At 63.5% G+C, this 22,847-nt stretch carries 18 protein-coding genes; 6 read left to right on the top strand and 12 right to left on the bottom strand.

Going from position 1 to position 22,847, the window contains the following annotated elements; translation table 11 throughout:
* Nucleotides 1-3: 3 nt before the first annotated feature.
* From RAD16_RS06660 to RAD16_RS06625, 8 genes are all read right to left on the bottom strand, one after another.
* Complete coding sequence (locus tag RAD16_RS06660; protein WP_458157083.1) at nt 4-1,335, bottom strand: extracellular solute-binding protein; 1,332 nt, start codon at nt 1,333-1,335, stop codon at nt 4-6.
* An 11-nt stretch (nt 1,336-1,346) separates the two neighbouring features.
* On the bottom strand, nt 1,347-2,216 hold the full coding sequence (locus RAD16_RS06655) for a carbohydrate ABC transporter permease (protein ID WP_458157082.1): 870 nt from the start codon (nt 2,214-2,216) through the stop codon (nt 1,347-1,349).
* Complete coding sequence (locus RAD16_RS06650; RefSeq protein ID WP_458157081.1) at nt 2,213-3,163, bottom strand: carbohydrate ABC transporter permease; 951 nt, start codon at nt 3,161-3,163, stop codon at nt 2,213-2,215. The genes RAD16_RS06655 and RAD16_RS06650 overlap by 4 nt, the downstream gene beginning before the upstream one ends.
* 1 nt (nt 3,164) lies before the next feature.
* Nucleotides 3,165-4,016, bottom strand: coding sequence for a phosphodiesterase (locus tag RAD16_RS06645; RefSeq protein ID WP_458157080.1), 852 nt, complete (start codon nt 4,014-4,016; stop codon nt 3,165-3,167).
* 332 nt (nt 4,017-4,348) lie between these two features.
* Nucleotides 4,349-4,825 (bottom strand): hypothetical protein, encoded by a 477-nt coding sequence (locus RAD16_RS06640; RefSeq protein ID WP_458157079.1) that lies wholly within the window; start codon nt 4,823-4,825, stop codon nt 4,349-4,351.
* Nucleotides 4,826-4,935: 110 nt separating this feature from the next.
* Nucleotides 4,936-5,412, bottom strand: coding sequence for a hypothetical protein (locus RAD16_RS06635; protein ID WP_458157078.1), 477 nt, complete (start codon nt 5,410-5,412; stop codon nt 4,936-4,938).
* A gap of 332 nt (nt 5,413-5,744) precedes the next feature.
* On the bottom strand, nt 5,745-6,776 hold the full coding sequence (locus RAD16_RS06630; protein ID WP_458157077.1) for a helix-turn-helix domain-containing protein: 1,032 nt from the start codon (nt 6,774-6,776) through the stop codon (nt 5,745-5,747).
* 197 nt (nt 6,777-6,973) lie between these two features.
* A complete protein-coding gene (locus RAD16_RS06625) occupies nt 6,974-8,446 on the bottom strand; it encodes a protein adenylyltransferase SelO (RefSeq protein ID WP_458157076.1) in 1,473 nt (490 codons plus the stop codon).
* Between the two features lie 209 nt (nt 8,447-8,655).
* Here RAD16_RS06625 and aspS point away from each other — a divergent pair, with 209 nt between their 5' ends.
* The gene (gene aspS, locus RAD16_RS06620; RefSeq protein WP_458157075.1) at nt 8,656-10,428 is read left to right on the top strand and encodes an aspartate--tRNA ligase; all 1,773 of its coding nucleotides are present in this window, start codon (nt 8,656-8,658) and stop codon (nt 10,426-10,428) included.
* A 148-nt stretch (nt 10,429-10,576) separates the two neighbouring features.
* Here aspS and RAD16_RS06615 read toward each other — a convergent pair whose 3' ends face one another.
* Nucleotides 10,577-12,547, bottom strand: coding sequence for a hypothetical protein (locus RAD16_RS06615; protein ID WP_458157074.1), 1,971 nt, complete (start codon nt 12,545-12,547; stop codon nt 10,577-10,579).
* A gap of 246 nt (nt 12,548-12,793) precedes the next feature.
* Between RAD16_RS06615 and RAD16_RS06610 the strand changes: the two genes are divergently transcribed.
* Together RAD16_RS06610 and RAD16_RS06605 are read left to right on the top strand one after the other, a co-directional pair.
* Nucleotides 12,794-15,106, top strand: a complete 2,313-nt coding sequence (locus tag RAD16_RS06610; RefSeq protein ID WP_458157073.1) for an NADP-dependent malic enzyme — start codon at nt 12,794-12,796, stop codon at nt 15,104-15,106.
* Nucleotides 15,107-15,466: 360 nt separating this feature from the next.
* Nucleotides 15,467-15,919 (top strand): DoxX family membrane protein, encoded by a 453-nt coding sequence (locus RAD16_RS06605; protein WP_458157072.1) that lies wholly within the window; start codon nt 15,467-15,469, stop codon nt 15,917-15,919.
* A 164-nt stretch (nt 15,920-16,083) separates the two neighbouring features.
* Here the strand turns inward: RAD16_RS06605 and RAD16_RS06600 are convergent, their stop codons facing one another.
* Nucleotides 16,084-16,464 carry an LmrA/YxaF family transcription factor gene (locus tag RAD16_RS06600; RefSeq protein ID WP_458157071.1) on the bottom strand — a complete coding sequence of 127 codons (381 nt, stop codon included), beginning with the start codon at nt 16,462-16,464 and terminating at the stop codon, nt 16,084-16,086.
* Between the two features lie 200 nt (nt 16,465-16,664).
* The gene (locus tag RAD16_RS06595; protein ID WP_458157070.1) at nt 16,665-17,132 is read right to left on the bottom strand and encodes a hypothetical protein; all 468 of its coding nucleotides are present in this window, start codon (nt 17,130-17,132) and stop codon (nt 16,665-16,667) included.
* A 33-nt stretch (nt 17,133-17,165) separates the two neighbouring features.
* On the opposite strand from RAD16_RS06595, the gene RAD16_RS06590 reads away from it, so the two are divergent.
* Entirely contained in the window at nt 17,166-17,468 is a 303-nt protein-coding gene (locus RAD16_RS06590) for a hypothetical protein (protein ID WP_458157069.1), read from the top strand.
* 299 nt (nt 17,469-17,767) lie between these two features.
* Here the strand turns inward: RAD16_RS06590 and RAD16_RS06585 are convergent, their stop codons facing one another.
* Nucleotides 17,768-18,895: a transglycosylase gene (locus tag RAD16_RS06585; protein WP_458157068.1), complete on the bottom strand. Its 1,128-nt coding sequence runs from the start codon at nt 18,893-18,895 to the stop codon at nt 17,768-17,770.
* Between the two features lie 357 nt (nt 18,896-19,252).
* Between RAD16_RS06585 and RAD16_RS06580 the strand changes: the two genes are divergently transcribed.
* Both RAD16_RS06580 and RAD16_RS06575 read left to right on the top strand, forming a co-directional pair.
* Nucleotides 19,253-20,413 (top strand): L,D-transpeptidase, encoded by a 1,161-nt coding sequence (locus RAD16_RS06580; RefSeq protein WP_458157067.1) that lies wholly within the window; start codon nt 19,253-19,255, stop codon nt 20,411-20,413.
* 389 nt (nt 20,414-20,802) lie between these two features.
* Nucleotides 20,803-22,830: a tetratricopeptide repeat protein gene (locus RAD16_RS06575; RefSeq protein ID WP_458157066.1), complete on the top strand. Its 2,028-nt coding sequence runs from the start codon at nt 20,803-20,805 to the stop codon at nt 22,828-22,830.
* Nucleotides 22,831-22,847: the final 17 nt, after the last annotated feature.

Raw genomic sequence — 22,847 nt, 5'->3', positions numbered from 1 at the left:
GCCTTACGGCAGCTTCAGCGACGTTTCCGCATTGTACGGCTTCAGCGTCTCGTCGGCGGCCTTCTGGGCGGCGACGAGGGCCTCCTTCGGCTGCTTCTTGCCGTTGAGGACCAGCATCACCTCGTCCTCGAGCGTCTTGCGGACCGGCACGGTCTTGTAGGTCGCAAACCAGGGCTTGGCGACGTCGAGCTGCTCGACTGCGGTCTTGGCGTCCGGGTTCTTGTTGAGGAAGTCGACCATGTCTGATGTCTTGTAGGCGGCCATGTTGGGCGCGAAATAGCCGGTCGCACGGCTCCACCAGGCGCTCTTCTCGGGCGAGGTCATCCACTTGATCAGCGTCCAGGCGGCCTTCTGCTTGTCGGCTTCGAGGCCCGCCGGAATGATCAGCGAGGCACCGCCGATCGGCACGGCGTTGCGGACGTTGCGCGGGATGAAGGCGACCTTGTAGTTGAACTTGGCGTTGTCACGCACATAGGTCAGAGAGCCCGTGGACAGCATCATCATCGCGGCATTGCCCGAGATGAAGGAGGTGCTGACGGCAGGTCCCGGCGTGGCGCCGGGGGCGTGGACCTTGTGCTTGGTGACGAGGTCGTTCCACCAGGTCAGCGCGCCGAGCATCGAGGGCGTGTCGTAATAGACCTCGCCGCCGAACTCCTCGTTGTAGTAGCGCCCGCCATTGGTCATGGTGAGCGTTTCCATCATCCAGCCGCAATAGTCGTAGGCGCAGGGGATCGCGATGCCCCATTGGGTCACCTTGTCGCCCTCGCGCTTGGTGAGCTTCTTGGCCCAGTCGGTGAGCTCGGCCCAGGTCTGCGGCGGCTTGTTCGGATCGAGGCCGGCTTCCTTGGCCTTGTCGGCGTTGATGTAGAGCAGCGGCGTCGAATTGTGGAACGGCACGCCGTAGACCGAGCGGTTGATCACCGCGTTGCCCTGCAGCGCCGGGAAGAACTGGCCGAGGAACTGGTCCTTGGTGGTGCCGTCGGCGGCGATCAGGGGATCGAGATTGGTGAGCTCGTTCTCGATCTGCATGTCGAGCAGGAAGTTCGCCGACATGATCACTGCCGCCGGCGGCTTGCCGGCCTTGATCGAGGCACGCGTCTTGATCAGCGTGTCGTCATAGGAGCCGGTGTAGACGGCGGTCGCCTTGATGTTCGGGTGACCTTCGTTGAACTCCTTGATCAGGGTGCCCATGTCGCGCGCGAGCTTGCCGTCGACGGGGACGGGGAAGAACAGGTCGATCTCGGTCGGACCTTCAGCCATCGCGGGGACGGCGAGGGCGCCTGCCATAGAGCCTGCCATGGCAAGGCCGAGCATGAGCCTGCGGGTAAACAGCATCGGAAAATCTCCTATTTGATGCCTGAGGTGACGAAAGAGCTGATGAAACGCTTCTGGAAGATCAGGAAGGTGATGAGCAGCGGCGCGATCACCATCAGCGTGCCTGCTGCGATGGTGCCCCAGGCCTGCGTGCCTTCCGCGGTCGCGGTGAAGACGGAGAGGCCCACCGTGAGCGGCCGCTTGTCCGGCGAATTGATCACCATCAGTGGCCACAGGAAGTCGTTCCAGTGGCTGGTCACGGAGATGATGGCGAAGGCCGAAAAGCTCGGCATCGACAGCGGCACGTAGATGTGGCGGATGCGCTGGAACAGGCCGGCGCCGTCGATCAACGCGGCGTCTTCCAGCTCGGTCGGGATGGCCTCGAAGGCCTGGCGCATCAGGAAGGTGCCGAAGGCCGAGGCGAAGAACGGCATCATCACGCCGGTGAGCGTGTCGTAGAGGCCGAGCTGCGCCACGAGCTTCAGGTTCGGCACGATCAGCAGCACCGGCACCAGCATCAGCTGCATCAGGAACAGGTAGAAGATCAGCGTCTTGCCGGCGAAATCGAGCCGCGCAAAGGCGAAGCCCGCCAGCGTGATCGTGACGAACTGCACCAGCAGGATGCCGGTGCAGATGAGCGTGGTGTTGAGGGCATAGCGTGGGAAATCCCCGATCTCCCAGGCGTCCCTGACATTGTCGAGCGTCGGCTTCAGGCTCGGCATCAGTTCGGCCATGGCGTTGATGCCATCCGAGGCAGGCCGCAGCGTCGCCACGCCCATCCACAGGAACGGGATGAGCCAGACGATCGCGAGCAGCACGGTCAGCAGGAAGCCGAGCTTCGGCGTGATCTCGCGGCGGGTTGCGAGCGGGGCATCCTTGAGCAGCCAGTCGATCAGCGTCATGGCCCACCCTCGCGGTTCGCCATGGTGCGGAAGGAGAGCGCGGTGAGGCCCATCAGGGCGGCGAGCGTCAGCAGCGTTGCGGCCGAGGCCTTGCCGATGTCGTAATGCTCGACCGCCTGCTGGTAGATGTAGAAGAGCACGAGATTGGTCGCGTTGGACGGCCCGCCTTTGGTCATGACGAAGACGTGGTCGACCTGGGTCACGGCGTTGAGCGTGGCGATCACGATGACGAACAGAAAGGTGGGCTTGAGCTCGGGCAGGATGATGTGGCGAAGCCGCTGCCACGGCCCGGCGCCGTCGAGATGGGCGGCCTCCATCACGTCCTCGGGCACGGCCTGGAGGCCGGCGAGGAAGAACAGCATGTAATAGCCGGCGTTCTTCCAGATCGTGATGACCATGATCGCATAGAGGGCGATGTCGGGATCGCCGAGCCAGTTCGGCAGCACCGGCAGCAGCCGGCCGATGTAATGGTCAAGCAGGCCGACATTGGGCAGGAAGATGAACAGGAACAGCGCTGACGCTGCGACCATCGGGATCAGCACCGGCAGGAACAGCGCCGCGCGCAGCGCGCTGTTGACCGCATGGGTGCGTGACAGCGCCAGCGCGAACAGCAGCGCGAGCGCGATGCTGGGGATCGCGGTGCCGACGGCGTAGAGGAGATTGTTGACGACCGCGCCGGTGAAGGCGGGGTCGGCGAGCACCGCGCTGATATTCTCCAGGCCGACGAAACGGACCGGCGCCTTGGGCGTCGCGCGCTGATAGAGCGCATCGACGAACACGCGGCCCATCGCGCCGTAAGTAAACAGTGCGAGGAAGACCAGCGAAGGCAGCAGCAGCAGATAGGCAGGCAGCGAAGCTTTGAAGCGGCTGACGAACCGCTTCAGGACGTGCAGACGCGGTGCCGCCGAAGTCGCGACCGGGAGAGCCGCGGGTTCAGCAAGGCTCATGTCATCGCGCCGGGAAGTTGAGTGCATAGTCGCGGCCGTCCACTCCCGCAGGTGGTTCGAAGGGAAACCGCAGACTGGTGTCGAGGAAGTCGTGGCTGTGCACGACCAGGTTCTGGTCGTCGATCAACACCACGCCGTAGGCGGGCGGCTCGTGGCTTGCCAGATGGTCGGTGGCGGCGGGGTCCAGCTCGAACCAGACCTGGTGGTTGGTGCCGCGCAGGGTGGAGAACGGGATCTTGCCGTAGCTGCCGAAGATCGGGCGGTGCACATGGCCGAAGAAGAGGTGGCGGATGCGCGAGCGATAGGGCGCGATCACCTCGGCGAACTCGGCGCTCTGCTTCAGCGCGATCTCGTCCATCGCGTGGACGCCGACCGGGAAGGGCGGGTGGTGCATGAACACGACGAAGGGCTGGTCGGCGGGCGCGGCGGCCAGCGTCTTCGCAAGCCAGTCAAAACGCATGGCGCACATCTCGCCGGCGTGGCTGGTCTCGTCCAGCGTATCGAGGAAAACGAACAGGCCGTGCTCGGTGGTGCGGGTGCCCTGGACAAAACCGTTGGGATCGCGCGGCGCAGCTTTCAGGCCGTCGAGGCAGGCGACGCGCTTGTCGTGATTGCCGACCATGGCGATGTACGGGATTTTCAGCGCGGCCATAGCGTCAGCAAAATTGGCGTAGGATTCCGGCTCGCCCCAATGGGTGAGGTCGCCGGTCGCGACCGCGAAGGCGGCATCGGACTGGTGCGCATTGATGTCGGCAATTGCCGCATCGAGCCGGGCGCGTGGGTCGAGCCCATAGAGCTGCAGCCCGGGGTTCGCCAGATGCGTGTCGGTGATGTGGATGAATTTGAAAGGCATGGCGCGCTTTGTCGGGACTGTTGGAGGATGGACGCCTCCCCAAGACGGCCCGCCAGCCGGTTAGAGTGCCAGTGTTTCAGTTTGATGACAGTGGTTGCCGGCGCCGCAAATTGTTGGGCAGAACGGCAGACGGGGACGACCGGGTCAGCTCGCTGTGCAGTCGGTGGCGTGATGCCTCGGATTCGGCCGAGGCAAATGATTTTCGCCGTCCCTATCGAAACGACGAGTTTGACCGCAACGCTGCGCGGCCATGGCTGGGCGGCGGGGCGCCCGGCACCAATTGTCTGGTGTGGACCACGAGCGCTGCGAACGCCCCACTTTTCGGGGGCGGCCTACTGCGGAGCGACCAGCTGTCCGCTGATCGTGCACTCCGTGCTGATGGAGGCGTTCGACGCCGATGCGTATACCTGCACGAACGGAAATCGTCCTTGGCCGATCAGCCATTGGGCGTCCGTGTCGATGCTCTGGTAGAAACTCCCGGAGACGGCTGTGCCGCCCGTCAGCGACACGAGCGGCAGCGGAAGAACGCGCTGCAGGGAAGTTCCACCTTTTGTTGCGGCAATCATCAACCGCGCAATCTGTATGATATTCGGTTGGCCGACAACGCCGCAATGAACCTTCTGCACCAACAGCAGCATATCGGACGGCGTTTGCGAAAACCAGACGGAGCAGGTAAAGGCGGGGCCGCAGACAGCAGTCGCAGTCTCGTCGTAGTACGTGCCGACCGTCACAGGCGCGGCGATGCTTGGTGTTGTCGTGACGAGTGATACGGCAAGGGCTGCCGATGCGGCAAGGCGCGCAAAACGCATTTCAATCTCCATCGTGAAATATGTGTAGGGGAGGTGTGGCTCCAGTCGCGATCCGGTTGTCGATCGCCGGAGTTGGAAACGGGTTGCGTCCCTCGGGTCCGTCGTTCAACTTACGGCGGAGCGATCAGCTGTCCGCTGATCGTGCACACCCCGCTGACGTAGCTGTTTGTGGCCGATGCGTTTAACTGCACGAACGGAAATCGTCCTTGGCCGATCAGCCATTGGGCGTCCGTATCGATGCTCTCGAAGTAACTCCCGGAGACCGCCGTGCCGGCCGTCAGCGACACGAGCGGCAGCGGAAGAACGCGCTGCAGAGCTGTTCCACCCTTTGTCGTGGCAATCATCAGCCGCGCAACCGCTATGATATTGGGTTGGCCGATAACGTCGCAATGAACCTTCTGCACCAACAACAGCATATCGGACGGCGTTTGCGAAAACCAGACCGGGCAGGTCGTTGCGGGGGCGCAGCTGGCGCTGACAGTCTCGTCATAATACGTGCCGACCGTCACAGGCGCGGCGATGCTTGGTGTTGTCGTGACGACTGACACGGCAAGAGCTGCTGATGCGGCAAGGCGCGCAAAACGCATTTCAATCTCCAAAGGGTGAAGCAGGAGGTAGTCGTTCGACGTGACTGCAGTCGCAATCTGGTTGGAGGCGACGGCAGCGCGTTCGTGCGCGAGCGCAATCTGCCGATGTTCCTTCTTAGGCGGAACGCGTGCCGAAAAGACAGAACAAGGAACGAGTTTTCTCGGAATCGGAAATGGTGGGAAACCAAACCGGAAGTTTCGGGAAAGAGAAACGCGTCGCTTCACCAGGAGGGGAGGACGATGAACGACATGCGCGCTGCAAGCGTGAGCGTCTTCCGGTCGCGCTTGCCGCAGGCAGCATCGCTGGCGGCACTGTCAGGTGCGGTGGCCGATCACTTCATGAACTCGAGCCAGTGCGTCCACTGCGCGAGCTTGTCGTATGGCATGGATGACGACAAGGCTGCGCCCTCGAGACCCCGCGCGCGCACCTCGCGCGGTGTGAGACCGAATTGCTTCTGAAATGCGAGCGCGAAGCTGCGATAGTGATTGAAGCCGTGTGCTTCGGCGATTGCCTCGATCGAGCCTCTCTTGTGCGCCGGTTGGATCAGGGCCGCTCGGATCGAAGACAGGCGCTTGCGCCGAATGTAGGCGGCAACCCCGCCATGGGATTCGAAGAGATAGCCAAGATTGCGCCGCGTCATCCCGAATCGATCGGCGATGCCTTGCGGAGTGAGGCTGGGATCGAGGAGGTGCGCGTTGATATAGGAGCAGATCCGCTCGACCACAGCCACGCGTATTGCCCCAGCCTGTTCCTGGCGGATCGTGCCGTTGAGCGCGGCGGCGGTCAATTGCACGGTGGCGGGCATCACCGCCTGGGCCTGGTCCGGCGACATCTCGGACAAGCGCGCATGAAAGCCCAGGAGATGATCCCGGAGCAAGGCAGCGAGCGGGTCGTGAGCCGGCAACACGCGCAGCGGGGATTCGTCGGATGCCTTGAGATGCGGACCGAGCAGATTGCGTGGCAGGAACAGGGTGAGTGCACGGTTGTCGCCACCGCGTCGGTCCGTTGGCTGCGACATGTCGAAAACCATGATGTCGCCGGCGCGAGCCGTCACTCCACTGTCCCGTGGGCCGTTCCAGCCCTTGGTCAGGATCTGAACCATGAACAGGTCCATGTCGACGCGTCCGATGCAGGCGCGGGAGCGGCTCCAGTCCTGAGGAGGCACCCGAAAATCGGCGAAAAGAACGTTGCCGAGATGCCAGAAGTCCGCACGGACGTCGAAGTCCTGCCCAAATTCCCGTTGCGCGCGCAGGTCATAGTAGCGGCTTATGTGCTCCTGCCAGAGGCTGAACGCCTGCTGTCGGGGGAGGCCGCGCGTGTCGAGGACCGAATGGGGGATGCCGCCGTCTGAGCGCTCTGTCATGCCTGAACGAATTCCAACTGCTCGTAGCAGTTAGTGTCCTGCCGATTGAAATGGTTCTTCCGCATGGACGTACCTAGCATGACTCGGGCCAGGATGGGGATCGCCCGCAGGAAAGGAAAATACGAGAAACGAAAATAGAATCCTTGGGAAAGAAATGCGGTTGTCGTCCGCGACGAGCCCGAGCGCCTGACGAGCCGTCAGGTGCCGCAGAACGTCTGCAGCACTCGCTGATCCGGGAGCGGCGGATCAGCGTAGGCCGCATACTCCGGCTGGTCCTCGTAGGGCCTCGCCAGCACCTTCACCAGCTCCTCGAACGGCGCGTAGTCGTCATTGTTGACCGCGGCCTGGATCACGGCCTCGACGCGGTGGTTGCGCGGGATGAAGATCGGGTTGACGGCGTGCATCGCGGCTTTGCGCTCGGCTGCGGTTTGCGACTCCAGCGCAATGCGCGCGCGCCAGCGACCGGCCCATTCGTCGAAGGCTGCGGGCTCCATGAACTGCGCGCGCACGTCGGTGCCCTCATCAGCAGCCGCGTCGCCGAGCTTGCGGAAGGCGAGGGTGAAGTCGGCCTGGTTCTTGGCCATGGCATCGAGCAGGTCCTGGATCAGCGCGTCGTCGCCATCGCGCTCCGTGAACAGGCCGACCTTCCTGCGCAGGCCCGCCTGATAGGCGTCGCTGAAGGTCTCGCCGAAGGCGCCGAGAATATCTTGCGCTTCCGCGACCGCCTTCTCCTGGTCGTCGGAAAATAGCGGCAGCAGGCACTCGGCGAGGCGCGTCAGATTCCACAAGCCGATGCGCGGCTGGTTGGCATAGGCGTAGCGGCCCATCTCGTCGATCGACGAGAACACCTGCGCGGGATTGTAGGCGTCCATGAAGGCGCACGGACCGTAGTCGATGGTCTCGCCGGAGATGGAGGAGTTGTCGGTGTTCATCACGCCGTGGATGAAGCCGACCAGCAGCCAGCGCGCGATGAGCTCGGCCTGGCGCGCGACGACGGCGGCGAGCAGGGCGTGGTAGGGCCGCTCGGCATGCAGCAGGTCCGGATAGTGGCGTGTGATCACGTGGTCGGCGAGCCGGCGGATCGCGTCGGTGTCGCGGCGGACCGCGAAGAACTGGAAGGTGCCGACCCGGATGTGGCTCGAGGCGACGCGCGTCAGCACCGCGCCGGGCAGCGCGGTCTCGCGGATGACGTGCTCTCCGGTGATGACGGCGGCGAGCGAGCGCGTGGTCGGGATGCCCAGCGCGTACATGGCTTCGCTGACGATGTATTCACGCAGCACCGGCCCCAACGCGGCGCGGCCGTCGCCGCGGCGGGAGAACGGGGTGGGGCCCGAGCCCTTGAGCTGGATGTCGCGGCGGATGCCGTCCCTGTCGATGACCTCGCCGAGCAGGATGGCGCGGCCGTCGCCGAGCTGGGGCACGAAGTGCCCGAACTGGTGGCCGGCATAGGCCATGGCGATCGGATCGGCGCCGGCGGGAACCGTCTTGCCGGCCAGGATTTCGGCCCCCTCGGGGGTCTCCAGCAGATCAGGATCGAGCCCGAGCTGGACCGCGAGCGGCCGGTTCAGCTTGATCAGCCGCGGGGCGGCGACGGGGGTCGGCGCAACGCGGGCAAAGAAGCTGTCCGGCAGCGCCGAATACGAGTTCTGGAACGGGAAATGGACGGTCATGGAGGTAAGATAGGCGGGGAACGCGGATCGGCAAAGGCTTGGGGCCCAATCGGCCAAAAATGGGCGCTTCCAGCCCAAAACAGGCCGTTCCCTTGGTTGCCGCCTTGGGTTGCCGCGTTGGGCCTCGTCGGGTAAACCCTGCCGCAACTTCGGACCGGCCGTTCCCGGCGGTCCGATTCGCTTCCTCCGACATTGATTTTGGGACGACCATGCATCGCTACCGGTCACACACATGCGGCGCGCTCCGCGACAGCAACATCGGCGAGACGATCCGCCTCTCGGGCTGGGTCCATCGCGTCCGCGACCATGGCGGCGTGCTGTTCATCGACCTGCGCGACCATTACGGCCTGACCCAGTGCGTGGTCGACCCGGACTCGCCGGCGTTCTCGCTGGCCGAAAAGCTGCGCTCGGAATTCGTGGTCAAGATGGACGGCAAGGTCCGCCGCCGCCCCGAGGGCACCGATAATGACGATCTGCCGACCGGCAAGATCGAGATCTACGTCAGCGAGATCGAGGTGCTGGGCCCGGCCGGCGATCTGCCGCTGCCGGTGTTCGGCGATCAGGAATATCCCGAAGACATCCGTCTGAAGTACCGCTTCCTCGACCTGCGCCGTGAGAAGCTGCACCAGAACATCATGACCCGCGTCGAGATCATCAAGTCGATGCGCCGGCGCATGGAGGGGCAGGGCTTCTTCGAGTTCAACACCCCGATCCTGACCGCGTCCTCGCCGGAAGGCGCGCGCGACTTCCTGGTGCCGTCGCGCATCCATCCCGGCAAGTTCTACGCGCTGCCGCAGGCGCCGCAGCAGTACAAGCAGCTGCTGATGATGTCGGGCTTCGACCGCTACTTCCAGATCGCGCCCTGCTTCCGCGACGAGGACCCGCGCGCCGATCGTCTGCCCGGTGAGTTCTACCAGCTCGACGTCGAGATGAGCTTCGTCACGCAGGAAGACGTGTTCGCGGCGATGGAGCCCGTGATCACCGGCGTGTTCGAGGAGTTCGCCAAGGGCAAGCCGGTCAGCAAGAACTGGCGCCGCATTCCGTTCGCCGAGGCGCTGCGCAAGTACGGCAGCGACAAGCCGGACCTTCGCAACCCCATTGAGATGCAGGACGTCTCCGAGCACTTCCGCGGCTCCGGCTTCAAGGTCTTCGCGCGCATGCTCGAAGATCCCAAGAACCAGGTCTGGGCGATCCCGGCGCCGGGCGGCGGCAGCCGCGCGTTCTGCGACCGCATGAACTCGTGGGCGCAGGGCGAGGGCCAGCCCGGCCTCGGCTACATCATGTGGCGGGAGGGCGGCGAGGGCGCAGGTCCCCTTGCGAACAACATCGGGCCTGAGCGCACTGCTGCGATCCGCGCGCAGATCGGCACCAAGGAAGGCGATGCCGCCTTCTTCGTCGCCGGCGACCCCGACAAGTTCTGGAAATTTTCGGGCCTCGCCCGCAACAAGGTCGGCGAGGAATTGAACCTCACCGACAAGGAGCGGTTCGAGCTCGCCTGGATCGTCGACTTCCCGATGTACGAGTACAACGAGGACGACAAGAAGGTCGACTTCTCGCACAACCCGTTCTCGATGCCGCAGGGTGGCCTCGAAGCGCTCAAGGGTCAGGATCCGCTGACCATCAAGGCGTTCCAGTACGACATCACCTGCAACGGCTACGAGATCGCCTCGGGCGGCATCCGCAACCACGTGCCGGAAGCCATGGTGAAGGCGTTCGAGATCGCAGGTTACGGCGAGCAGGAAGTGGTCGATCGCTTCGGCGGCATGTACCGCGCCTTCCAGTACGGCGCGCCGCCGCATGGCGGCATGGCCGCAGGCGTCGATCGCATCGTGATGCTGCTCTGCGGCACCACGAATTTGCGCGAGATCTCGCTGTTCCCGATGAACCAGCAGGCCATGGACCTGCTGATGGGCGCGCCGTCGGAAGCGACGACAAAGCAGCTCCGCGAGCTGCATGTGCGGGTGAACCTGCCGCAGAAGTGATCTCGTGCCCCGGACGCAGCGCAGCGCTTCTTAGCGGTGCGCTGCAGAGCCGGGGCCCACGTCTCCCCGACCAGTGAGCTTTCTGGGTCCCGGCTCTGCGCAGCGTCACTGCGTGCCGCAGCGCGTCCGGGACACGAGGCAGCCCGTCCTACAACCCCGTCGACGCCTCGATCCTGAACTGCGCCAGCGCGACGATCGGCTCGCTGTTCAGGGCGTCCATGAGCTGAAGCACCGGCACTTTGCCGAGCGGCGTCAGCTTGATGTTCAGCGTTTGCCCTGACGTGGCGACGAAGTCGGCCAGCGCGCCCGCGGCTGCCTTGGCATCGAGATTGGACGCCGCGATCTTCTCGCCTTGCGCCCTGATCATCTCGACGATGGCGCTGCGCGCGGCGTCGCTTCGGACATTCTGCAGGCGGGCAAACTGCGCCACGACCAGATCGACTACGCCGCTATCGCGCAAGGACAGCTCGATCGCGCCGGTCTCGACCTGCGCCGCCTGGCCCATGGCCTGCACCGGGTCGGTCGTGAACAGGCCGCGCGGCACGTTGGCGAGCGCGAAGCGGGCCTGCGCCCTGGCAAGATTGCCGAGATCGATGGTGGCGGGCGCGAGCGCGAACGCGCCGGACGATTCCGTCCAGGCCGCGCCAAGGTCGAGATCGATCGCGAGCTTGTCGACGCCGGCCATGATCAGCGGCCGCTGCGCCGGATTGGCGGGATCGGTGGGCGTGACCATCTTCACGACCAGGTTGGCCTTGCTCGGGATCGATCCGACCAGCTGGCCCCAGTTCAGGCTGATCGTGTCGATGGTGACGAGCTGCCGCGTGGTCTTGTAGGGCGACACCACGCCCTTGATCTCGGCGCCTTCGAGCACCCGGAATAGGCCGAGCACCTGATCCGGCGAGGGCGCCTGTCCGGGATTGCTGAGGCCGGCCGCCCAGCGCATCAGGTTTGCTGCGCTGAACGACTTCAGCGCGAAACGCTCCATCTTGAACTGTCCCTGCGGGGCCGGCGTATCGACGCCCTCGACCGCGAACTCGCCCTCGCGGTATCTGATTGCGTTGACCTTGCCGGTCCCCTGCGGCGTGCCGATCGAGATCTTGCTGACCTCGGCCTTGCCGATGCGAAGACCCTCGTAGACTCCGGCGATCTTCTCCAGCATCTCGCGCGACTGTGCCGGCGTCGGAATAGCCGATTGATCCTGCGGCAGCGCGGCAAACAGCTCGGCCAGCCGGAATTTCGACGGCTGCACGTCGATGTTCTCCATCACGAAGCCGTCGATATCGACACGCATTCCCTGAGCCGATTTGAGCGCATAGGGGCCGGCCGAGACTTGCCGGTAGACGCGATGATAGGTCTCGTCGCTGCTGGTCTGCGGATCGAGCGCGGCGATGATCCCGGTCGCGTCGAAATCGTTGACGATGACGTTCGACAGCTCGCCGGTCAGCTTGTCCGGCTTGCCTGGCTGCTTGACGTCGACCGAGACGGCGGCGCGGTCCGCCTTCATCGCATCGATCTTGCCGCGCTTCAGGTTCTGGATCGCCAATCCGGAATAGGTGACCTCGCCGCTGCCGCCGGGACCGTTGCCGGAATCGAAGCTCATCGTCAGTGTCGGCGCCGTGAGCGAGGTTGCCGTGACGCTCGCATATTGACCGAGCACGTAGCGGTAAAGGTCGATCAGGGAGCCGTTCGCCGGAGCCGTCCCGGTGTGAAGGGGGCCGGCATAGTCGCGCATCGTCAGTTGCGGGATCTTGTAGGACGCCTTTACCTTGGCCTGACCGACCTGGTCCAGCGCGACGTCGAGGCCGGTGATGTCGATGGTGTCGGCGGAAAACCTGCTGTCGTCGATCTGGCGAACGCCGGTGCCCTTGATGCCGGCAATCTTGACCTGCGCTTGCGGCTGGCTGCCGGGCGTGACCGCGATGTCCTCGATGGTCAGCGTCCGGCTCATCAGGTCGAACGCGACCTTGCCGTGGCTCGCCTTGCCACCACCGGCGCGCATCTGCTCGAACGCCGTCTCGACCTCGGCGATGGCGCGGTGCTTGGCGTAGAAATTGAAGCCGAACCATCCGCCCGCGGCGAGCATGGCTGCCACGATCAGGCCGATCAGGATGCGCTTCATTCCCAGCTCCAGTTGCCCGTTTTGCACTGCGCAACCTGCCATATTCGGGAAACGTCGCGCGGTCTAGGGAAAGCTAACGCTATCAGATATTTGACCAGCCGCCCTGTTGATGGGGCCGCAATCGGATGTTGCCACCGGGCCTTCGGCCGTGCTTCATCCCGTTTCCACGACCCGGAAATACCATCCGCTTGGATGGCCGCTCCGGATGATGCATTTTGAGGCCGGTAACGCGAGGCAAGAGACCGCATGTCGTCCTATTCTGATGATCTCCACCAGGCGGCGCTGGCCTATCACCGACTGCCGCGCCCCGGAAAGCTCGAGATCCAGGCGAGCAAGCCGCTTGCCAACCAGCGCGACCTCGCGCTTGCCTATTCTCCGGGCGTCGCCGCGGCCTGCACCGAAATCGCCAAGAACCCGGCGGAGGCCGCGACCCTGACGACCCGCGCCAATCTGGTCGCCGTGGTCTCCAACGGCACCGCGGTGCTCGGCCTCGGTAATATCGGCCCGCTGGCGTCCAAGCCGGTGATGGAGGGCAAGGCCGTCCTGTTCAAGAAGTTCGCCGGCATCGACGTGTTCGACATCGAAATCGCCGCCGACACCATCGACCGCGTGGTCGAGACGGTAGCGGCGCTCGAGCCGACCTTCGGCGGCATCAATCTGGAAGACATCCGCGGACCGGAGTGCTTCGAGATCGAGGCGCGGCTGAAAGAGCGCATGAAGATCCCGGTCTTCCATGACGACCAGCACGGCACCGCCATCATCGTCGCCGCCGCCATCACCAATGGCCTCCGGCTGAACGGCAAGAAGCTGTCGGAGGTCAAGATCGTGGCGTCGGGGGCAGGGGCCGCCGCGATCGCGACGCTCAACCTGCTGGTATCGATGGGCGCGCAGCGCAAGAACATCTGGGTCTGCGATATCGACGGCCTCGTGCACGAGGGCCGCAACACCTCGATGGACCGCTGGAAGGCGGTCTATGCGCAGAAGACCGACAAGCGCACCCTCGGCGACGTCATCGGCGGCGCCGACATTTTCATCGGCCTGTCGGCCCCCGGCGTGCTCAAGCCGGAGATGGCCAAGGCGATGGGCGAGAAGCCGCTCATCATGGCGCTCGCCAACCCGACCCCGGAGATCATGCCGGAGGAGGCGCGCAAGGTGCGCCCCGACGCCATGATCTGCACCGGCCGCTCGGACTATCCGAACCAGGTCAACAACGTCCTCTGCTTCCCCTTCATCTTCCGCGGCGCGCTCGACGTCGGTGCCAGCGCCATCAACGAGGAGATGAAGCACGCCGCCGTCGAGGCCATCGCGCAGCTCGCGCGCGAGGCGCCGTCCGATGCGGTCTCCCAGAGCAGTCTGGACACCGGCGAGACAGGCGGCTTCGGCCCCGGCTCGCTGATCCCGAGCCCGTTTGATCCGCGGCTGATCCTCCGGATCGCGCCGGCCGTAGCCAAGGCGGCGATGGAATCGGGCGTCGCGACGCGCCCCATCACCAATTTCGACGAGTATCGCGCGCTGCTCGAGCGCTTCGCCTTCCGCTCCGGCCTCGTCATGAAGCCGATGTTCGCCAAGGCCAAGACCCAGCCGGTGCGCGTGATCTACGCTGAAGGCGAAGACGAGCGCGTGCTCCGCGCCACGCAGGTGGTGCTGGAAGAGAAGCTGGCGACGCCGATCCTGGTCGGCCGTCCCTCGGTGGTCGAGGCGCGTATCAAGCGCTTCGGTCTGTCGATCAAGGCGGGCAAGGATTTCGATCTCGTCAATCCCGAGGACGATCCGCGCTACCGCTCCTATGTGCAGTCCTATGTCGAGGTCGCCGGGCGCCGCGGCGTGACGCCGGACGCGGCGCGCACCGTGGTGCGCACCAACAACACCGTCATCGCGGCGCTTGCTGTGACGCGCGGGGAGGCGGATGCGATGCTCTGCGGCGTCGAGGGCCGCTACATGAGCCATCTGCGCCATGTCCGCGAGATCGTCGGCTTCTCGCCTGGGATCAGCGACTACGCCGCGCTGGCGCTGCTGATCACCAGCAAGGGTGCGTTCTTCATCGCTGACACGCAGGTGAGGCCCAATCCGAGCGCGGAAGAGCTCGCCGAGATCGCCTCGCTCGCGGCGGTCCACGTCCAGCGCTTCAACATCAAGCCGAAGATCGCCTTCGTCTCGCATTCGGATTTCGGCAGCTACGACACCGATTCCTCGCGCAAGATGCGGCGGGCGACCCAGCTGCTGAAGGAGAAGCATCCGGAGATCGAGGCCGACGGCGAGATGCAGGGCGACACGGCACTTTCGGCCGCGGCGCGAAAAATGGTGCTGCCGCACTCCAAGCTGGAGGGCGAGGCCAACATCATGATCATGCCGAGCCTCGACACCGCCAACGTCGCCTACCAGATGATCAAGTCGCTGGCGGACGCGCTGCCGGTCGGCCCGATCCTGATCGGCCCGGCGCGCCCGGCCCACATCCTGACCCCCTCGGTGACCGCGCGCGGCATCCTGAACATGACGGCGGTCGCGGTGGTCGAAGCCCAGGAGCGCGCGGCGAGGCAGCAGCCGACGCTATTCACGTAAGGGGCGACGCTTCGCTCTTCCCTCTCCCCCTTGTGGGAGAGGGTGGCTCGCCGCGTAGCGGCGAGACGGGTGAGGGGTATCTATCCGCGCACGAAACTGCTTGTTGAATTCGCGGATAGATACCCCTCATCCGGCGCCATAGCCGAAGCTTCGCTTAGGCGTTTTCTAAGAACGGCGGCTGGAGGCCGCCTATGCCACCTTCTCCCACAAGGGGGAGAAGGGGCGCCGTCACCGCCGCCAGTTTTGAATTACTTTCAGTTCTCCATTTCCCCGTTTGTAAACCGGCGCACGACTCTCCATAATCCCTCGGTCCCTTCGTCCAAGTTCCGATTTCAAAAAGCCTGAGCCAAGAGGCCGATCATGCCAGCGTTCGTGACTTTCGGGCGAATCCTGTTCGCCGTGCTGTTCATCTACACGGGCGCCACCAAGCTCTTCGCCATCCAGGCGACGGCGGATTTCATCGCCACCAAGGTCGTGGTGCCTGATGTGGTCGCGCCCTACGCCAAGCAGATCGAGACCGCCACCGCCATGACCACGCCGCAGCTGCTGGCGATCGCGGTCGGGGCGCTCGAAATCACCGCCGGCCTGATGATTGCGCTGAATATCGGCGCGCGCTTCTTCGCCATGCTGCTGATCGTCTACGTCGCGGTCGCGACCGTGCTGTTCTACGATTTCTGGAATATGGCAGCGCCCGACAACGCCAAGATGCTGGTCGACGCGCTGAAGAACCTCTCGATCATCGGCGCGCTCTGCATGATCATCGGCTACGGCCGCACCACGCGCCCGGCCGAGTCGGCCTATGGGGACGTGTAAGGTCTCGTAGGGGGGATTGGCCCCGGCGTCCGCGCTGCCGCCGCTAGGGCGTTTACCCATAAATCCGCCCGCCGGACGACGGTCCGCATGACCATCGGCAACAGACAAAAAAGGCCCGCTTGGCCATGTTGGCTAGGGGCCACAAGCCCGTTGATGAGGCGCGGCTATGGCTGTGAAGCCGGATGGAGGAAGCTTTCGAGCATACGGCGGAAGCGATCAACTGCAGCCGAATTCCGTTCGACCTTCATCCTGAGCAGCGTGCCGTGCCAAGCCGCGAGCAGGAAGGCGCCGAGATCGGCTGCCGCGTCTTCGTCGCCAGGCCGGAGCAGACGAGCGACCGCCTCGAACCGCGCAGAGTGCTGCGCGAGCACCATGCAGAGCCGCGCGCGGAGGGCCTCACCATGAGCTGCGATTTCCGCGGCAAGATCAGGAACCATGCACCCGCGCTGCCACTCCGCCTCGGCTGCAGTTGTGGAGATGCGACCGAAATACGACCTTAGCCGCTCCGCCGGTTCGAGCCTCTCATCGTCAAGCTTCTCCCGCATGATCGCATCCAGCCGTTCGGAATTACGGAATTACGGTGACAGTGCACTCAATTGGTCGCTCCGCTTCGAGCCCAGCCGAATAATTAAGTGCAGTGTCACCGTAATTCGATCTCAAAGGATGGACGTCCCGGCAGACGACAAGCCAACGGCAGCCGGGAGTCACGGCGATAGTCCATGGCTGTCACCGCAACTCAGGCGGTTCACTGGACGGGGTCAATCAGCTCCCCGCGCAGGGTGCATGACGCATTCATGTTGCTTGCGCTCGTGATGGTGCTGACTACGACGAACGGAAATCTGGATTGGCCGACGAGCCAATCCACTTGGGATTCGACGCTCGTCGTATTGATTCCTCCGGAGACTTGCGCCGGTGGCATTGGCAAGGGCAAAAATCGCTGGATGGGCGCACCGTGGAATTGCGTGGCGATGTACAGCAGAGCCTGCTGCGCGGGGATCGAACCGCCAAAAACGCAGTTGATCTTCCTGATCATCAACAGCTTGTCCGCCGGCGTCTCGCTGAAATACACGTTGCAGGACGTGGTCGAGAAGCACATCCCCGACGACACGGTCTCATCGTAATAGGTGCCATATGTCAGCGGCGCCGCGGAAGAACTGACCGCAGGCACCAGGGTGAAGCCAGCGAGCGCGATCAGCAGAGCAATTCGTTTCATTCCAACCTCCAAATCGATTTTCAATGCCAGGGGTTGGTCGTTCTGCGGTGCAGCCGGTTCAATGCAACGAGCCCGACGATCGAAAGAATTTACGAGGCTGTTGAACACGGAATTGAACGGCTATCAGACGAAACGGCCCGCCGCGTCCACAACGAAACCATTTTCCTGGGACCACGAAACCGTCCTGAAACAGCGGAAGGCAAGCAGGCCTCGCATGAGATGCAGACGTTGTCGGAGCAAGGCAAGCTCGATCTCGCCAATCTGACTGACGATGCTTTCAGCCGTATGATCGAAACCTGGAGCGTTCACAAGCCCCGCGCAATCTCCCGCTGCTGAAGTCGAATCATTCGCGACGCCGATGAGGCGGGGTTGGGCCGTTCATCTGCCGATTTGAACCGACACCTCTGCCGCCACTGAGGTGACGTTCGCCATGAATGGGGAATTACGGTGACAGCACACTCAATTGGTCGCTCTGCTTCAAGTCTGGAATTACGGTGACAGTGCACTCAATTGGTCGCTCTGCTTCAAGTCTGGCCGAATAATTAAGTGCAGTGTCACCGTAATTCCCGATCAGCGGCCGTGATGCCCGCTCGGCCCGCGGGGGCGGCAACTCCTGCCAACTACTCAACGGAAATTTACTGGTGCGCCCGCTCGGTATCGGCGGTGGCGGTGGTCATGTATTTCGAATAGAAATGAGCAACCCGCTCGCGCCACATTCCGACGAACGCCTCCGACGTCAGCTTCTCCACCGATTTCCACGCCTTTTTGACGGCCGGAAGCGTATTGCGCCAGATCGCGCGCCTGCACCATTTTTCGCCCTTCTCCCTGCCTTCACTGGTGGCGCACATTGATTTCCAGGCGATGCGATTGGGTTGGCTGAGGTGCTCCGCGGCGCCCTCCCAGCCTTGCTGATGGATCAGGTAGAGATCGTTTAGGTTCGGCTCCCTGTGCGTCACCCACTGAAACAGAATGCCTTCGACGATGACCTTGTAGGCTGCCGCAACGGCATTATCGCGGGGATTGAGAATGTCTCCGGAGCCGAATTTGCCGAACTCGTATTTGCTCAGCTGGAACAGTCCGATATACGACCCGGTGCGTTGCTTGGGGTCAAAACCGGACTCGACCTTGGCCACCGCCTTCATGAAGGTGAAATCCAGACCGAAAGCGTCGGACGCGCGCTTGATCTCTTCCACCGGCGTTCCGACCGGGATGTCCTTGAACGAACGCAAGACGATCGCAGCCGGCTTCTCGGCAGACGGCAGTTCGGACCAGACGTAACAAATGAGATACCGGAAATCATGCGGCCCCGAGTTGGAGGAACCGCCGGATGCACCGCACGTTGTCGGCGCCGGCTGGGCGACATCACGGTGGCCCAAATCCACCGATTCCTGCACAGGCGGTAAATCGGCCGACAGCATCTGCGACGGATCGGCCAACGCGACGATCGATGCCGGCTTATCCGATGCCGCCGTCGTGTCGGTGGCCGTCCCTGCCGCGGGTTCGGCCGTCGCCACTTCGGCGCTGGCGACCGTGGCGCTCGCGACAACGGTGTTAGCGACAACGGCGTTGGCCATCGCGATTGCCTGCGGTTTGTCAGCGAGCCTGGCGGTGGCGGCGAGAGATGCGCGGTCCTCGATTGGCACTGCGCGGGCGTTCTCGGTGCCGGCCGAACCGAAGCCGGCCAGCCAGCCAGCAATCCACCCCGCGAGAACGACCGTTCCGCAAAACGTTGGCGCCACTATCGCAAATCGCGGCGGGGTCATGATGCCATCGCCTCCATAGGCTCCGCCGGAGCCGTGTAGAAAAGCCAAGCATGCGAAGAGGCTCATTCTTGGGATCAATGTGGGTCGCGCAATGGCGTAAACGGCCGCTCGTCAATTTCTCCAAAACGTGTTGCCCGATTGCAACGCGTCGATCGCAAGCAATTGCGCCCGTCTCAACGGCAACTCCCACCGCAAATTGTGAGTACGGTCCAATTTTCGACCCACTGCGACCAGATTTGAAGGAGAGGCTTCGCGCGTTGGTCGGGATGACGCATCAGGCGTCGGCTTTGCGCATCGTTTCGAAACGATGAAATTGCGCCTATTCGACGGACGATGTTCGCTAGGGGATTACTAGCAATGCAGCGCGCGTTAACAACGGCTGTATTCGCCATTTTCATGCTCCCTGCAGGGATCGCACACGCTCAATTTCCGTTTGGAGCCCAACACACGTTCTGGCCGGGCCAATACGCTCCGTACAAACACAAGCACCATCACCGGCAGACAAAATCTGAAACCGCGCCCGAGCCCCTTCCGAAGGGCCCGCTCCAGATCGTCATCTCAATAGCAGACCAACGAGTCTCGCTTTTTGACAACGGTGCCCTGATTGCACGCTCTTCGGTGTCCACGGGAATGGAGGGGCATCCTACGCCCCTCGGCGTGTTCAGCGTTATCAGCAAACAACGATGGCACCGTTCAAATATCTATAGCGCCGCCCCCATGCCCTACATGCAGCGCATCACCTGGTCGGGGATAGCGTTGCATGCCGGTGTCGTGCCTGGGCATCCGGCGTCACACGGCTGCATCCGTTTGAAAAATGATTTTGCCGTTCGACTCTGGCATCTCACGAAGCGCGGCACGCGCGTGATCATTGCGCACGGTGATGTCCAGCCGGTCGAGATAACCAATCCGCATCTTTTTCAACCGGAAGCCGCGTCCGCTCCATCGGAATTCCAGGCTGCCACCGTCGCAACCAAGAGCATCGGTACAACCGCAGCAACGCAGGAATCACAGGTGTCAAACGCCGAAACTCCGGAAGCCGCCAGTCTCCAGGTGCCGGGCTCGGTTCCTGCTGCAAGCGCGCCCAAAAAGATCGTCCCAATCTCCATCTTCGTCAGTCGTAAGTTGAGCAAGCTGTTCGTGCGTCAGGGATTCACGCCGTTGTTTGATGTCCCGGTCAAGATCGAAAATCCGGAGGAGCCGCTGGGAACGCACGTGTTTACCGCAATGGAATTCCAGAACGAGGGAACGGCTATTCGATGGACCGTCGTGTCGATTCCGGATGAATTTCGTCGCATCGAGGGTGCGACGAGAGGGCGCGAGGCGACCGTGAAGCAAGCCGCCCTATCGGTACCGTCGCCCGATCAGGCCAACGCTGTCCTCAATCGCATCGAAATACCTCAGGATACGGTTGAGAGGATCTCTAAACTTCTGACGCCGGCCTCTTCATTGATCATTTCCGACAACGGATTTAGCCATGAGACCGGAAAAGACACGGATTTCATCGTGACAACGCATTGATACGGCGACGCACCAACAAGCGACGCCGCTGCGCGACCCGTTGGAATTGTTCGAGCGCAATTTCTCGTGCAAAATTCTTGATGTCCGTACCTAAGCCAAAGCGGCGCCAGGTCCGTTCTGGGTCACAAGGCGATATTCCTGAGGCCGGGTCGCGTGTCCGCTTCGGCCCTGAAAGCGGGCGTCCAGATTTATGAGTACGCGCCCTGATCCACCCGACGTCGCCGCCGCGTGAACCCTCATTCGCGAGCTGGACGCCACGCCGCGCGTCCAGCTTCGCGCAAGGTCGTTGCTGCAGAATGACCGGGAGCGAGGTGTGCGGAAAATTCGAGGGTTGCTCAGCATTCAAATGCACGAAGGGCCATCTTCTCGCATCTTGCGTAATTGCATCGATGATGGGGCCCATCGAAATGTATGCTGCAACGTCGTCGGGGTCTGTATCATTCGAGGCTGGGCTCGCGCACCATCAGGCAGGCCGCCTGCAGCAAGCAGAAGTGATTTATCGGCAGATCCTCGCGATCGAGCCGGATCGTGCGGACTGTATTCAACTCCTGGGGATTGCCTTGCTCCAGGCAGGGCAGCCCGGCAAGGCGCTCGATTTCATCGTCCGCGCCATCGAGCTCCAGCCCGGCAACAGCGTGCATCACAGCAACATGGCTGGCGCGCTGCGCGCGCTCGGACGAAGGGACGAGGCCATCGCGAGCTACCGGCAGGCGCTGCAGCTCAAGCCCGACAGTCTGGATGTGCACAATCAGCTGGGAGTCCTGCTGGGCGAATGCGGCGACTTCACGGGCGCGGAGGCCCATTATCGGCTCGTGCTGCGACATCCCGCTGGCCTTGACCTCAATGCCGCTCGCGCTCATGTCGATGCCCGTTTCAATCTCGCCAATCTGCTGGCGCGGCGGAAGCAGTTCGACGATGCCATCGTCGAGTTTCGGCACGTGCTGCGGCAGCGGCCGGATTTCGTGGCGGCGCATTGCAACCTTGGAGTCGTGCTGTTCGATCTATCCGCTTTCGAGGAGTGCGAGCGTTGCTATCGTGAGGCCCTGCGCCTCAACCCGGCATTTGCCGAGGCCCATACCAATCTCGGTGGTCTTCTCATCAAGCTGGGTCGTCTCGACGAGGCGGAGGTCCATCTTCGCGAAGCCTGCAGGCTCAAGTCAGATTCCCCCGGGGCCTTGAGCAATCTCGGTGACTTGCTGCGACTCCAGGGGCGGCTGGAAGAGGCGGAAGCCTATTGCAGGGAAGCTTTGCGTCTGGAGCCGGACTATTTTCCCGCACAACTGACGCTCGGTAATGCCCTTCGCGAGGCCGGTCGTTTCCACGACGCAGAGCCGTGCTATCGGGCCGTTCTCGCTCACGATCCGGTCTTGCCCGAGGCGCTCAACAATCTCGGCACCTTGCTGTTCGATCTTGGGCGGCCTGATGAGTCCATTCAGAGCTTGCGAACGGCGGTGTCGCAAAGGCCGGATTATGCCGACGCGCATTTCAACCTGGCGGCCTCACTGTTGCTGGCCGGCCAGTTCGACGAAGGCTGGCGGGAATATGAGTGGCGCTGGAAGCAGGCGAAGAAAACGCTGCAGCTGCGCGGCTTCAGCCAGCCGCTCTGGAATGGAGAAGAGCTCGGTGATCGGGTCCTGCTGCTGCATGCGGAGCAGGGCCTCGGCGACACGCTCCAGTTCGTTCGCTTCGTGCCGGCCATTGCGGCGGGGCGGCGGGTCGTTCTCGAGGTTCAGCGGCCGCTGCTGCCGCTGCTGGCTGGACTGCCGGGGATCGAGAGCATCGTCGTCCGCGGCGATCCGCTGCCGCCGTTCGATCTGCATTGTCCGCTGCTGAGCCTGCCGCGGGCCCTTGGCACCACGCTCGAAACCATCCCGCGAGAGGCGCCCTATCTCCGGGCCGATCCGCAGCGCGTGGCGGCCTGGCGCGAGCGGGTCGGGCAGCTCGAAGGCCTGCGGGTGGGCCTCGTCTGGGCAGGCAATCAGGCGATGAGCGGCGACAATCGCCGCTCTCTTCCGCTCGAACGATTTTCAGAGCTGACGGACCTGCCGGGCGTGAGTTTCGTCTCGTTGCAGAAGGGACCGGGCACCAGCCAGTCGCCGCCGCCCGGGCTGTCCTGGCACGACTGGACGGACGATCTCCACGACTTCGGCGAGACCGCAGCGCTGATCGAGGCGCTGGATCTGGTCATTGGTGTCGATACCGCCGTGGTGCATCTTGCGGGCGCGCTTGGCGGCCCGGTCTGGCTGCTCAATCGCTTCGATCGGTGCTGGCGGTGGTTGCTGAACCGCGACGACAGCCCGTGGTATCCGACGCTGCGGCAATTCCGGCAACCGCGGCCCGGCGATTGGGGCAGCGTCCTTCAGAGCGTGCGCGCTGAACTGCAGAAATCGAGTTTAGCCCGACCCAGCGTCCAGTGATCATTATGCGTGGTGGA

Source organism: Bradyrhizobium sp. 18BD (assembly GCF_054185225.1).
Note: the sequence above shows the minus strand (reverse complement) of the source record. Positions and strands in the feature narration are given on the sequence as shown.

Coding starts and splice junctions, on each gene's coding strand:
- RAD16_RS06660 (WP_458157083.1), bottom strand. CDS start 1,335: ATGCTGTTTACCCGCAGGCTCATGCTCGGCCTTGCCATGGCAGGCTCT.
- RAD16_RS06655 (WP_458157082.1), bottom strand. CDS start 2,216: ATGACGCTGATCGACTGGCTGCTCAAGGATGCCCCGCTCGCAACCCGC.
- RAD16_RS06650 (WP_458157081.1), bottom strand. CDS start 3,163: ATGAGCCTTGCTGAACCCGCGGCTCTCCCGGTCGCGACTTCGGCGGCA.
- RAD16_RS06645 (WP_458157080.1), bottom strand. CDS start 4,016: ATGCCTTTCAAATTCATCCACATCACCGACACGCATCTGGCGAACCCC.
- RAD16_RS06640 (WP_458157079.1), bottom strand. CDS start 4,825: ATGCGTTTTGCGCGCCTTGCCGCATCGGCAGCCCTTGCCGTATCACTC.
- RAD16_RS06635 (WP_458157078.1), bottom strand. CDS start 5,412: ATGCGTTTTGCGCGCCTTGCCGCATCAGCAGCTCTTGCCGTGTCAGTC.
- RAD16_RS06630 (WP_458157077.1), bottom strand. CDS start 6,776: ATGACAGAGCGCTCAGACGGCGGCATCCCCCATTCGGTCCTCGACACG.
- RAD16_RS06625 (WP_458157076.1), bottom strand. CDS start 8,446: ATGACCGTCCATTTCCCGTTCCAGAACTCGTATTCGGCGCTGCCGGAC.
- aspS (WP_458157075.1), top strand. CDS start 8,656: ATGCATCGCTACCGGTCACACACATGCGGCGCGCTCCGCGACAGCAAC.
- RAD16_RS06615 (WP_458157074.1), bottom strand. CDS start 12,547: ATGAAGCGCATCCTGATCGGCCTGATCGTGGCAGCCATGCTCGCCGCG.
- RAD16_RS06610 (WP_458157073.1), top strand. CDS start 12,794: ATGTCGTCCTATTCTGATGATCTCCACCAGGCGGCGCTGGCCTATCAC.
- RAD16_RS06605 (WP_458157072.1), top strand. CDS start 15,467: ATGCCAGCGTTCGTGACTTTCGGGCGAATCCTGTTCGCCGTGCTGTTC.
- RAD16_RS06600 (WP_458157071.1), bottom strand. CDS start 16,464: ATGCGGGAGAAGCTTGACGATGAGAGGCTCGAACCGGCGGAGCGGCTA.
- RAD16_RS06595 (WP_458157070.1), bottom strand. CDS start 17,132: ATGAAACGAATTGCTCTGCTGATCGCGCTCGCTGGCTTCACCCTGGTG.
- RAD16_RS06585 (WP_458157068.1), bottom strand. CDS start 18,895: ATGACCCCGCCGCGATTTGCGATAGTGGCGCCAACGTTTTGCGGAACG.
- RAD16_RS06580 (WP_458157067.1), top strand. CDS start 19,253: ATGCAGCGCGCGTTAACAACGGCTGTATTCGCCATTTTCATGCTCCCT.
- RAD16_RS06575 (WP_458157066.1), top strand. CDS start 20,803: ATGATGGGGCCCATCGAAATGTATGCTGCAACGTCGTCGGGGTCTGTA.